The organism is Paenisporosarcina antarctica, from assembly GCF_004367585.1.
Taxonomy (GTDB): Bacteria; Bacillota; Bacilli; order Bacillales_A; family Planococcaceae; genus Paenisporosarcina; species Paenisporosarcina antarctica.
On record NZ_CP038015.1, the window covers coordinates 3468347 to 3481372 of the forward strand.

Sequence of the window (13026 nt, forward strand, 5' to 3'; positions counted from 1 at the left end):
CCCTCCCAATTCTTGATTTTTATTTAGGCTTGTGCTCCCCTAAATGATTTGATTACTTATTCAGATCACTTCCACGCAGCCAAGCCTTAATTTCTTCCACAGTTGGATCTACTGGATCTGGAGTTAAACCTGGAATGTATTCACACGCTTCAAAAAGCACAGGAATAACGTTCGCATGAATTCCAACTGAATGGTGAATATATGGACCTTTAACAAGCTTTTCTTCCCATAACGGCCAATCATTTACTTCTACCCATACATAGGAACCTCTCGTGAATGGCCCATCAATACCTTTTGCTTTTCCAAGAAAAATGGAATATTCACCATGATCACCATCAAAGCGTGCGAGCGTCATCTCTCCACCCTTGATTTCCCCTTCATGTGTACCAGGAGCATGATCGTCAAATAAGAAATGTTTTTTTAGTTGCGGCTTGTCTTCAACACTTAACGATACCGGGAAGTTACCACAATGGAATAATAACTCACCATTTGGATTTTCAGGGTGTCGAATTGTAATATCTGCAAAGAACGTAGGAGCGGTATTTAATGTAGCTGCCTGAACCATGATAGATGTAATCGCACCATGAATATCTGTTTCACAAACTACAGGAATTTGCTCATCCGTTAGAATCGCATTGGCTAAACATGGCATAATACCGATAAGGTCTTGTAAAGTTGACCAGCATTGAATCGCAATCGCTGAACTTCCTGTCTCTGTGGCTATTTGTTTCATCGCTACTTTTAATGAAGCAATTCGGAGAATATCCTTTTCTGTGACGGCACTCCAGTCAAGCTCTTTTTTAATATAGCTAATTGCTTTAGCTAATTCTGGGCTATCCTTTTTTTCAACTTTTAGCGTTGCTTTTGTCAATTCATCAAGGGTAATCGGATGAATCTGTATACCAAAGGTCTCCAATAATTCACCCTCATTACAAATTACAGACCAAAAATCCGAGGGTCTCGTTGAGATTTGTAAGATTCGTAGATTCGAAAATTGTTTAACAACATTTGCCGCTCCTATGAAGTTTTTAAATCCCCTTTCAAAAATCGGAGCATCTATTGCACAATTTGTAATATAAGTAAATTTCACATTAAATCTTCTTAAAACTTTACCGGTTGCAATAATTCCACATTGTGTATCTCGAAGCCGCATTCCATCTGCTAGTGGCGCTTCATCTCTTGGTCCCCAAAGCAATACTGGCTTTCCAATTGCTTTTGCGATCCGTGCAACAACATCTTCGGTTCCAAAATTACAATGAGGGAAAAACAACGCATCCACTTCAGCATCTCTAAAATGTTTAATAATTGCCGCTTCTTCATGACGCTCAAACAACAAACCCTCATCGTTTATACCTTCCAAATCGACGATTTCAATATCCATTCCAAAAATTTCTATTTTTTCTCTAATTAGATTTTTATATTTTAGTGCATCTTCTTTACTAAATGTGAACCTTCGTGTTGGCGCAAAACCCAGTTTTAACTTTTCCATCCCTAAAAACCTCCTGTTACAGTCTCAATGAATTTTTTATATCAAAAACAACTATAAGTACTAAATTCGGGCGTTAGACTCGTAAATAAAGTGCATATACTTGCACTAGTTAGTTGGATGCACCAGCTTAGTGAAAGGGCACGCTTATTACTAAACTAATTTAGTCGTGTTTACTTATTTCTTTTAATAATAACAACTTAAATCATATCAGTCAACGAGTTACATAAACTAATTTAGTTGAATTTCGGTATTTATTTGTGATAGAATTCTCCTTTTTTTAGACAAGACAACGATAACCATTGGTACAACAAGATTCTAATTACTACTAATCTATGAAAATACCACTAAACTTAAACTAAAATATAACTAAACATATTTTTCATCTTTTAGATTACTGGTCCGAAAACCTGATCAAGATCGAAACTGGGCTAGTTTATGATTAATTTCTTTTGTTTTCGAATAAACCATTTGATAGATTTCAAATAATTGTTGGTACTTCTCAACACGATCTTTGTGTGGGTGAAATTCAGATGAGTACTGAATAAATTTCTTTGCACATTCTTCCAACGATGAAAACCAACCCACACCATAGGCTGCTAACATGGCTGCACCCAAACCAGGTCCTTGTTCACTTTTCAATTTTATTACCTTTGCATTAAAAATATCGGCCTGGATCTGTAACCAACTATCGCTTTTCGCTCCACCACCGATGGAGATGATGGTATCAACATTTTTTCCTGCTTGCCGGAATAGTTGAATCGTTTCATTTAGTGAAAAAGTAATCCCTTCAAGCACTGCTCTAACAAAGTGCTCTTGCCGATGGGACCCACTGATTCCAATGAAACTCCCACGTATCAATGAATCTGGATGAGGGGTTCTTTCTCCAAACAAATAGGGTGTAAACAGCAGTCCCTCTGAACCTACAGGAACGTCATAAATCGCGTCAATCATTTGTTCAAACGTCTCGTTCTGTGCAAAAGTATTCTTGAACCAGGTTAAACTTTGACCCGCAGACAAGGTAACCCCCATGGAATAAAAGGAATTCACTTTTCCATGATTAAAAAAGTGAACATTCCCTTGGTAATCTGTTTCTTTATCACTTTCATAGGAAAGAATGACACCGGATGTCCCGATACTGCACAACGTATCCTTTGATGATAGAATTCCAGCCCCTATTGCACCGCAAGCATTATCGGCTCCTCCGGCAAATACCTTTGTCTGCACACTGAGTCCTAATTCACTTGCCACTTCTGGCCGCACTGTTCCAACTAGTGCATGTGATTCCACAAGCGGAGGACAAATAGTTTCGGGGATAGAAAATTTACGAAGAATCTCAGAATTCCACTCTTTGTTCACCACATCTAAAAGGAGCGTTCCTGCCGCATCAGAATATTCGCTGTGGATCATCCCGGTCATCCAATACCGGACATAATCCTTAGGTAGCAAGAATACAGCCGCTTGTTTAAAGAGATCCGGTTCATGTTCTTGCACCCATAAGATTTTCGGGAGGGTGAAGCCTTCTAATACTAGATTCTTAGAGATAGCTAGAATTTCCTCTCCAAATTCTTCCGTAATCCTTTCACATTGTTGGCTCGTCCTTGTGTCATTCCAAAGAATTGCAGGACGCAATACCTGAAAATTTTCATTTAATAAAACTAATCCATGCATCTGACCGGAGTAACTGATTCCTTCGATATCACTACTATCACCTGTAAAAATTGACACTAACTCAGCTAGCGCCTTTGCCGTTTGTTTAACCCATTCCTCTGGATTCTGTTCACTATATCCAGCACTTTTTTGAATAAGCGGGTACGGGTGAGAAACTTCTGCTACAACTTCGCCAGACTGATCCACTAAAATTGCTTTTACTGCACTCGTTCCTAAATCAATTCCGATAACATACTTCATCCATTTCACTCCTAAAAGCTTGCAAAAGCTAATTATTTTCTACATCCTCACGCGTTGGCATTCCTTTTTGCGCACCCATCTTAGTTGTCGAAAGACCTGCTGCTGTATTCGCAAATAGAATTGCTTCGCGGAGTGGGCGGCCTTCAGAAATTGCGACACCAAAGGCTCCAGTAAACGTATCACCTGCTCCAGTCGTATCAACTACATCCACTTTAATAGAAGGTACAGTTATCACGCTATTTCCGTCGCAGTATACAACACCTTTTTCCCCACAGGTAATCAAAAGTTTAGTAGGAAATTTTCTCAATGTTTCTTCGATACTGCTTGAGGTGTTCAAAACGGTGAGATATTCATGTTCATTCGGAGTAATATAGGTAATCCGGGTTAAAACTTCTTCCGGTATTGCGATAGCCGGTGCCGGATTAAGGATGATGATCTTATCATACGGAGAAAGATATTTCGTCATAAACACAATGCTTTCTAGTGGGACCTCTAATTGCATAAGAATAACGTCAAATGACACCAAGGATTCCGCAACTTTTGTTAAATACTCTTCATTGGTATATTTATTTGCGCCTGGAACGACGACAATACGATTGTCTTTTTCACAGATTTCAATCACTGCTACTCCTGTAGGGATATTGTCCAAAATGTTTATGTAGGTTGTATCAATGTTTTCTTCTAATAAATTAGCCAATAAAATTTCTCCATTTTGATCCTTACCAATCGAACCAAACATCGTAACCTCCCCACCAAGCCTTGCTGCAGCAACCGCTTGATTGGCTCCCTTACCACCTGGAGATGCAAAGAAGTTACTTCCAAGAACGGTTTCCCCTTTTTTGGGGCTTATATCCGTCTCTACTACTAAATCCATATTTATACTACCGATCACAGCAATTTTCGCCATCGTTTGCTCCTCCTAATTGATTGTACGTAAACGATAAGTATTTGTAGCAAACTTCGCTTTCCTATCATTAAAGTGAAATTCTCAGCAGTATTTGGTCTTACTGCCTGCTACAAGGGAATTAAAAACCCCCTTTAATTTAAAAGCTAAAGGGGGGAAATCTTTTAATCTGGATAGTTTTTTTACTTTTTATCAGACATAAAAACATCAACTAAAACTTCTGCTTCTGGTTTTTTATCATCTTCTAAGAAATCGTGTACATAATTAACTGCCTCAGACCCGATAAAATCAAAATCTTGAACAGCTGTTACAGACATTTGACCTTGATCAATGAGATCGTACGCTTCATTTGCTCCGTCGAAACCAATAACAATAATTCCATCATCACTTCTACCAGCTGTTTCAATAGCACGTGCAATACCAACAGCCATTGTATCATTTTGCGCAAATACAACATCAATATCATCATGCTTGGCAAGCAAATCAGACATTGCCGCTTCTGCAGGAGCCATCGAGAAGTCACCTACAGCTGTATCAATAATTTCAAATTTACTGCTTGCGTTTTCAGCAGGATCAATAATACTTAAGAAGCCGCCCCCACGTTCACGTTGTGGAGCAGTACCGATAACACCTTCCATATGAATTACATTACCACCTTCAGGTAATTTTTCTTGGAGCCATTCACCAACAAGTTTTCCACCTTTTAGGTTATCAGTTACTAAGTATGAAAGAACTCCATCTACTTCTACTGCTCGGTCCACTGTAACAACCGGAATATCTTGTGCAATCGCATCCTTAATCGCATTTGCTGTTGATGACTCATCAGCAGGGTTAATAATAATAGCTTCTATCCCTTTTTGAAGAGCATCCTCAATTTGTGAAGGTTGCATGGATGCATCATTTTGTCCATCATAAACTAATACTTCATAGCCTAACTCTTCCCCTTGTTTAACTACTGAATCACGAAGGACATGGAAGAAAGGATTCCCCAAGTCGGCCATCAATAAAGCAATCTTCTTTTTGCCTGCCTCTTCTTCTCCACCTGTTTCGTTGTTACTACATCCTCCTAAAACCAGTAAGAATGCTGCTAATGCTAAAAATACTAACGATAACTTTTTCATTTCTTTACCCCCTATTTTTTTTACTATTTATCTAGCACTCTTACGGTCTAAAAGAACCGCAAGTAAAATAACTAGCCCTTTAATGAATTGCTGAAAGAAAGCAGACACTCCGATAATATTTAGACCATTATTAAGTACACCTATAATCAGGACACCAATAAAGGTTCCAAACAACCTACCTTTTCCGCCAGCTAAACTTGTACCACCAATAACAACCGCTGCAATGGCATCTAATTCGAAACCCATTCCTGCAGTAGGCTGTGATGAACTAAGACGTGACGTTAAGATAACACCTGCAAGCGCCGACATCGCACCACTAATGACATAAACCATTGTTTTAATTCGGTTAGTCGGCATCGAGGAAAGTCTTGCCACTTCTTCGTTTCCACCTATCGCATAAACACCACGCCCAAAAACTGTATTTTGCAAAACAATTAATAGAATGATTAAGACAACAATGAAAATAATCATCGGAAATGGAATTCCCATCACACTGCCTTGGCTAAAGAAATCTAGTATTGGAGAGTTTGCGGTAATCCCCATCGCAGGAATACCATCAGACATGATCATCGTTACTCCTCTAAACATAGTCATTGTAGCTAAAGTAACAATGAAGGCTTGTAATTTAACTTTCGAAATAAAGAATCCGTTAAATAGACCAAGTAATGCACCAATAATTAGAACGGCTGGGATGGCAATGATATCAGGCGTTCCACTTGCAATGAGCAATCCTAATATCATGCCGGATAACCCTAAAATAGCCCCTACCGATAAATCAATTCCGCCCGTTAAAATAACAAAGGTCATCCCAAAAGCAATCAAACCATTAATGGAAACCTGGCGAAAAATATTTAGAATATTGTACATCGATAAAAATTTTGGGTTCATAAAGGATATGATCAAAACTAAAACAAGTAAAACAATAAATGTTCCGTACTTTTTATAAATATTGCCGATTTTATCCACTTTATATCCCTCCGCCTGTTGCAAATTCCATGATTTTTTCTTGTGTTGCATCTTTAATATCAAAAATCTTTTTAATCTTTTTCTCATGCATAACGGCAACACGATCACAAATACCTAGTACCTCGGGGAGCTCACTTGAAACAACGATGATGGCAACTCCATCTTTTTTCAATAGGTTGATAATTTCATAGATTTCCTTCTTCGCCCCTATATCTACACCCCTTGTCGGTTCGTCAAGAATGAGAATTTTGGGTTGGGTAATCAACCATTTGGCGATAACAATTTTCTGTTGATTCCCACCACTCAATTTGCCAACTTCAATTGTTTGATTTGGAGTTCGGACATTTAATTTTTTGATATATTCGGAGACAACCTCCGAAATTTTCCCCTTGTTAACAAACTTATTTTCAGTAAATGTTTTTAAAGAGGGGAGCACTGTATTTTCCGCAACAGAAAAGCTTAAGATTAATCCTTCATTTTTCCTGTCCTCGGTGATAAAGCCGATTCCCATTTTCTTCGCCACAATCGGGGAATTAATTTTAACTTCCTTTTGATTAATCAAAATCGAACCTGATTCAAAGGGCACACTACCAAAGATGGCATGCATGACATCGGTGCGGCCTGAACCCATTAATCCAGAGAATCCAAGAATCTCTCCTTTTCTCAATTCGAAATTTATATCCTCAAATTTCCCTTTTTTCGTCAACCCTTTCACAGATAGAACTACTTCTCCAGGTTCCATTTCTATTCTTGGAAATCGATCTTCCAAATCATATCCAACCATCATACTGACAATCTCATTGAAGGAAGTATCCTCCGTTGCCTTTTGCCCAATAAACGAACCATCACGCATCACGGTAATTTGATCACATAATTCAAAGATTTCTTCCATACGGTGAGAAATATAAACAAAGGAAACGCCTTTCTCTTTTAACCCTCGGATGATGTTAAAGAGTAAATCAATTTCTTTATCTGTTAACGCCGCAGTAGGCTCATCCATAATAATAAGCTCCGCATCCATTAATAACGCTTTGGCGATTTCAACTAGTTGCCTTTTACCAACGGAAATTTCTTTAATGAGTGCATTTGGATCTACATCCAGTCCAAGTAAATTCAGCTTTTCTCTTGCTTGCTTTACCATCGACTTTTTATCGATTAGACCAAATTTATTCCTTTTTTCTTTACCTAAAAACATGTTATCTACAATGCTCATTTCGTTTAATACGTTTAATTCTTGATGAATAAAAGCCATCCTCTTATTCTCACTATCTTTAATCGTATGAAAATCTTGAACAGTACCGTTAATTTCGATGTTTCCAGTATCCTTTGTATAAACCCCTGTTAGAATTTTCATTAATGTTGATTTACCAGCACCATTTTCACCCATAAGTGCGTGTATTTCCTTTTCCTTCACGTGAATCTTGGCATTTTTCAAAACTTTAACTTCGCCAAAACTCTTACTAATTTCAGTCATTTTTAACTCCACCGATTACACCTCCCGTTTTAGGAATTGAAATTAAATTTCATCATTTTGATACTCTAGTGCTATCTCTTTTAACAAGATTTGGTTTTATTATGATTTTTTTTTGATCCACGGCTTCACCTTTAATTAATTTCAAAAGAGCCTCTACCAAAGTTCTACCAACCTCTTGGACAGATTGTTCAATCGTTGTTAAGGATGGAAAGAGAAATTCTCCAATATAACTATTATCAAACCCAATCACTTGTACTTCTTCTGGTATTCGAACATTTTTTTGTTGGAAATAGCGGATAACAGTGGCTGCCGCGATATCGTTAAAAACGAAAATCCCATCATATTTTTCAATATCTTCTAACGTTTTTATATTTGCCTCCAGCATCTTCCTTTGAAAGTCAGTTTCAAATTGAATTAAATCAACTGTGATGTTTTTCTCCCTTGCACTTTCAATAAAACCTCTAGTCCGCTCGGATATCGCATCCGCAAAAAGCGGACCGGCTACATGCACCAAATTTCTGCATCCGCATTCATATAAGTGATTGAAAGCTAGACTTCCTCCGGTAAAGTTATCTGTTGCTACAGTTATGATCTTTTCAGAAATATAACTTTCAAAAGAAACAACTGGAATATCATAGGCTGCATACTCATTTTTACACTGACTTCTTACTGTGATAATTCCCGCAACACGATGACCTTGTAAAACATTGATATAGTTGCTTTCTTTCTCAAAATCATCGTTTGTATTACATAGAAAAATTGAAAACCCTTGTTCACTTGCATATTCTTCAATGATTAGTGCCAACTCATTAAAGTATGGGTTCGAGATATTAGGAACTAATAGTCCAATAATTTTCGAATTTCTAGTAAAAATAGCTCTAGCTAACTCGTTCGGTTTATAGTGTGATTTCTCAATAACCCGTTCAATCTTAGCCCTAGATCGCTCACTTACATAACCTGTATTGTTTATGTAACGTGATACAGTCGAAATTCCAACACCAGCCTCTTTGGCAATTTCCCTCATATTTGCCATATCGCTTCACATCCTTTTTTCACTGCTTCAAGAAGCCTAACAATCAGTAAGCGCTTACATGATTTATAAAATAAGTGCTAGATTTACTTTATGTATTTCACTAGCCTTTTGCATAATATACCGCTGAAATTTGCTATTGAATAATGTAATTGCCGAAACTTTCAGTTTTATGAAACATGTTCCATAAAACTGATTTTAAGAGATTGACAAGAAAATGTCAAGACTAAATATACTAGTTTTTAATAAACAAACTAATTATTTGATTAACTACTATTTAGTGATACTAGGAGAATGAAAATAATCCCCTAGTTAGATCACCTACACTTTTTTACATGATTTCCGTATCGTAAGTCTTGTATCAACAATTGTTTTTAATCTTACGTTACCTGTATTATTTATTAAGCGAATGACCTGTTCAACTGCCTTTGTAGCCATCATTTCCTTTTCAACGTGGACCGTTGTTAATTCTGGACTAATAATGACAGATTCTGAAATATTATCAAAACCCACAACGGAAATATCTTCCGGCACCCGTAAGCCTAATTCATTTAGTGATTTGATAACACTAATGGCTAAATAATCATTTTCACAGAATAAAGCAGTTGGTAATGCTTTGTTATTTTTGATTCTCTCCTTTATCTGCTTCTGAAATTGTTCCTGTGCAGACAAAATGGATGGGGACAATACAAATATGTCTTCCTCAGCTAGTTGAAAACCTAGATCATTCTGAGCTTTCTCAAACCCTTTTTTCCTACTCTCGAAGTTGTGCATCCTAAAGTCTGACTGAACATAACCAATATGCTTATGACCTTGCTTTACCATATAAGAACACGCTTGGTAAGCGCCCATAATATTATTCATCACAACAAAATCAACCTCTAGTTCATCTACAAGATTATCGAGTACCACCAAGTTTTTCTGGATTGCCAAAACGGCTTCAATTTGTTTTTTATTTAGGTTCGTACCCAATAAAATAATCCCATTATGTTCGGATTCCTTTTGAAGCACTCGTATATCTCGTTCAAATTGTGAAATATCAATCGTTGAAAATAATAAGGAGTAGCCCCTCAAGCGACTTTGTTCTTCAATATAGTGAATGAGCTCCATAAAAAATGGCTGTTTATTATATTGCTCTAACACAAATGTTGAATCAATGATAGCTAAAAACCGCAGGGAATTATTCATGCGATAAACCTGTTCAGCCTTTACCATGGAGCGGGGAATATATCCTGTCTCTTTTACGATTTTTAATATTTTTTCTCTTGTTTCCTTGCTTATACCAGCTTTCCCACTTAGTGCAAGCGAGACGGCAGATTTGGATACACTAGCAAGTTTAGCAATATCATCCATTTTCATGTAATTATGTCACCTTTCATTATTTCTTAGCAAACTATTATTACTAAATAAATTTAGTTTACTATTATTTATTTAAATGGGCAAGTATCCTTATTTACAGGAATTTCTTAACGATGGCGGCTTTTTACTAAACTAAATTTGTTTATGAATCAACCTTATTTCTACTCTAAACACAAAGTTAAATCGCCACCATATAGTAGCGATCATCACAAAGCATCGTGGACCGAATCAGTTTCTAGTCAAAAGACGAAGCACCAGTTAGTTCAGTATCCATCTATAAAATAATAACATACTGTTTAATCCTGTAATTGTGAATTTCTGACTTTATTAATAAAACAAAAAGACCATCGTTTGATGATCTTGTAACTGATAAACTAAAATCAACAATTTTCGCCAGATTGAATTGGATTTAGAACAATGGCAATAGCTTTATTCGTTAGGATAAAGATTTTGATAAGTTTCTACTGTATGTTTAATTAAATACTTTAAAACATTGGTATCGATATCAGCTAATTTATTAACATAAATACAAGCCTTACTCTTCGTGTGTTTACCAAAGTTTTCTAATAATTTTTCTCTTTCCTCACTTTCATAGGCCAAATAAAGACTAATTTTCGCCTTTCTTGGTGAAAACCCCACTAAAGGTGCATCCCCTTTATGTCCTGATACATACTTATAGTGATAGCTACCAAAGCCTATAATACTAGGACCCCACATTTTTGCGTCATAACCAGTTATCTCTTCAAAAATTTCTAATAACTGATATGCATCTGCTTTCTTCTTCTCATTTTCCACATTTTCAATAAATTCAATTACACTATTGTCGGTTTCTTTCATCTTCGGTTCATACATATGCGCTCTCCTATTCTCTGAGTAAATACTTCTTTACATTATTGTCATAATTATTACATTCTTGAATACAAGTCCAATTTCCTACAAAAAAGAATAATCTTTAAATAACCAATTACCCTACAAATACTTTTGAGAAGTTCATAAACTTCCCCCTTATATAAAACATTTTATGCAAAATTTCAGTTTTTTTGATATTTTACTATCTTTTAATGTTGTAGGAATCTAAAAGTCTTTGTTATTGAAAATACATGCCACTTGTATTCATAATCAATTTTGACAAATAAGTCATATATTTAATTTCTACTGCTATTCAACTAACCTCTTAGAAAATGAAAAGTTTTATTTTATAAAGACCCGAAAACAAATAGATATATTGTTATCGTAGATGCAACTAACTAATTCATTGAGGTGAAATCCTTTCTATGCTGCTTTATCTAGTCTCATCAAAAGTTAGAACACTTTATAAGAAAAGAATATAAAAGGCTGCCGATATTGTTTCTTCGGCAGCCTTTTTTGATACTTTTTTGAATAGATATTTTTATTATAAGCGGATCGAGCAGTGACACCACTAAAATATGTAAATTTATAAAATTTATATTTTGTGAATTTTTAATTTAATAAAATCCACTTTTTACAGCTTCAAGTAAAGTTATTATGCATTGAATAAACAGATTAGTTTTTACATAAGTACCCTACTAAACTATTTTCTCTTGTCGATACCTGTCGAAAGAATTATTAAAATTATTTGTAAAAATGCATTATAATAGTATTAATTAAATTTATTTTATTGGAATTCTTTCATAAAATAATCCGGAGTCTGGTTTGTTTTGTTATGAAAATTCCAAAATATATTACCTCAGGAAGGAGATTCTCTATGACAAGAAAAACTAGAAGTGATTGCCAGGTCGGAACTTTCGAGAAAAAGCATGGACTCCCATCCGGCACAATCAGAAATCCAGATGGAAGAGACACACGTAGCGATAAAACAATCGGAACCATTCGTAAAGAAAATGAAAAAAGGAAGTAATACATTTCATTCTTTCTTAATTTTAAATAACAACCTGCTAAATCTAGTAGGTTGTTTTTTTGAGTATTATTATCATGTAAATAAAGTGCCACCCATGGTCGATTTTGCGATCAAATTAGGGAATACATAGAAAATAATTGATAAATCCGATACTTTTCCAACTAAATATTCCCATTAAACTACTGTGGGTTGCACCACTAAGTTTCATAAAAAAAATTTTCACTACTCGTAAAAAAAGGGAACTACGGTAGGTGTATTTGAGTTGCTTTAAAACACAAAAAAAGTATTTGACATTGTACGCTTATCTTTTGAAAAAAGGAGTAGCAAAAGCTACTCCTTTTTTTTGATATTTTGTACTAATATCCAAGTTGCACTAACAATTCCCACATATTCCTTTTTTAAAGATTCAATAACGGAGTCTGCAAATCCCTCTCCCCCTGTTCTTCTCTTCGTTGAGAGGGGCTTTAGTTATAGATTTTACTTTTTAATTATCCTATTATTTCACAAACAACTTCGAATTCCCAACCAATAGGAGTTTTTACTTTAACTGTTATACATTTCTTTTGTGGTGGTGGAGTAGGTGTTGGTGTTGGTGTTGGTGTTGGTTTTGGTTTTGTACCTCCACCATCCAAAATATTTTCAACTTCTTCTGTAGATAACAATTCCTCTGCAGGTAACTGAACTTGTGCTTCTAAAAGATAATGTGTGCCCTCAGGCGACTTTGTTGCAATTACTTCACCAGTTTCTGTAATCAATTGCTCTTTTTTTTCAGAATAAACTAGGTCATTTTTAGTGAAATCAAACATGCTCATACCTTTCTATCCCCTTTATATTCATTTTTTTTTGCATAATAATTAGATTCTACAATTAAAATCATTTTCCTTTATTTGTACACA

The 13026-nt window shown here is 35.7% G+C and carries 11 protein-coding genes; 1 reads left to right on the top strand and 10 read right to left on the bottom strand.

The annotated features are described in order from the left end of the window. Positions 1–52: 52 nt before the first annotated feature. The 9 genes from E2636_RS16520 to E2636_RS16560 all read right to left on the bottom strand — a co-directional run bounded on the left by E2636_RS16520 (position 53) and on the right by E2636_RS16560 (position 11103). Complete coding sequence (locus E2636_RS16520) at positions 53–1489, bottom strand: L-fucose/L-arabinose isomerase family protein (protein WP_134211229.1); 1437 nt, start codon at positions 1487–1489, stop codon at positions 53–55. A 411-nt stretch (positions 1490–1900) separates the two neighbouring features. Next, a complete protein-coding gene (gene xylB / locus E2636_RS16525) occupies positions 1901–3397 on the bottom strand; it encodes a xylulokinase (RefSeq protein WP_134211231.1) in 1497 nt (498 codons plus the stop codon). Between the two features lie 28 nt (positions 3398–3425). Next, positions 3426–4304 (bottom strand): ribokinase, encoded by an 879-nt coding sequence (gene rbsK / locus E2636_RS16530; protein WP_134211233.1) that lies wholly within the window; start codon positions 4302–4304, stop codon positions 3426–3428. A gap of 179 nt (positions 4305–4483) precedes the next feature. After that, complete coding sequence (locus E2636_RS16535; protein ID WP_134211235.1) at positions 4484–5422, bottom strand: sugar ABC transporter substrate-binding protein; 939 nt, start codon at positions 5420–5422, stop codon at positions 4484–4486. 27 nt (positions 5423–5449) lie between these two features. Continuing rightward, on the bottom strand, positions 5450–6439 hold the full coding sequence (locus E2636_RS16540; protein ID WP_134211237.1) for an ABC transporter permease: 990 nt from the start codon (positions 6437–6439) through the stop codon (positions 5450–5452). Next, entirely contained in the window at positions 6390–7874 is a 1485-nt protein-coding gene (locus E2636_RS16545) for a sugar ABC transporter ATP-binding protein (protein ID WP_134211239.1), read from the bottom strand. Before E2636_RS16545 ends, E2636_RS16540 begins: the two co-directional genes overlap by 50 nt. Positions 7875–7914: 40 nt before the next feature. Further along, complete coding sequence (locus E2636_RS16550) at positions 7915–8895, bottom strand: LacI family DNA-binding transcriptional regulator (protein ID WP_134211241.1); 981 nt, start codon at positions 8893–8895, stop codon at positions 7915–7917. Between the two features lie 318 nt (positions 8896–9213). After that, the gene (locus E2636_RS16555) at positions 9214–10251 is read right to left on the bottom strand and encodes a LacI family DNA-binding transcriptional regulator (RefSeq protein WP_134211243.1); all 1038 of its coding nucleotides are present in this window, start codon (positions 10249–10251) and stop codon (positions 9214–9216) included. A gap of 429 nt (positions 10252–10680) precedes the next feature. Further along, positions 10681–11103: a DUF1801 domain-containing protein gene (locus E2636_RS16560; RefSeq protein WP_134211245.1), complete on the bottom strand. Its 423-nt coding sequence runs from the start codon at positions 11101–11103 to the stop codon at positions 10681–10683. Positions 11104–11977: 874 nt separating this feature from the next. Between E2636_RS16560 and E2636_RS19130 the strand changes: the two genes are divergently transcribed. Then, a complete protein-coding gene (locus tag E2636_RS19130) occupies positions 11978–12130 on the top strand; it encodes a hypothetical protein (protein ID WP_166669563.1) in 153 nt (50 codons plus the stop codon). Between the two features lie 488 nt (positions 12131–12618). Here the strand turns inward: E2636_RS19130 and E2636_RS16565 are convergent, their stop codons facing one another. Continuing rightward, on the bottom strand, positions 12619–12942 hold the full coding sequence (locus E2636_RS16565) for a hypothetical protein (RefSeq protein ID WP_134211247.1): 324 nt from the start codon (positions 12940–12942) through the stop codon (positions 12619–12621). Positions 12943–13026: the final 84 nt, after the last annotated feature.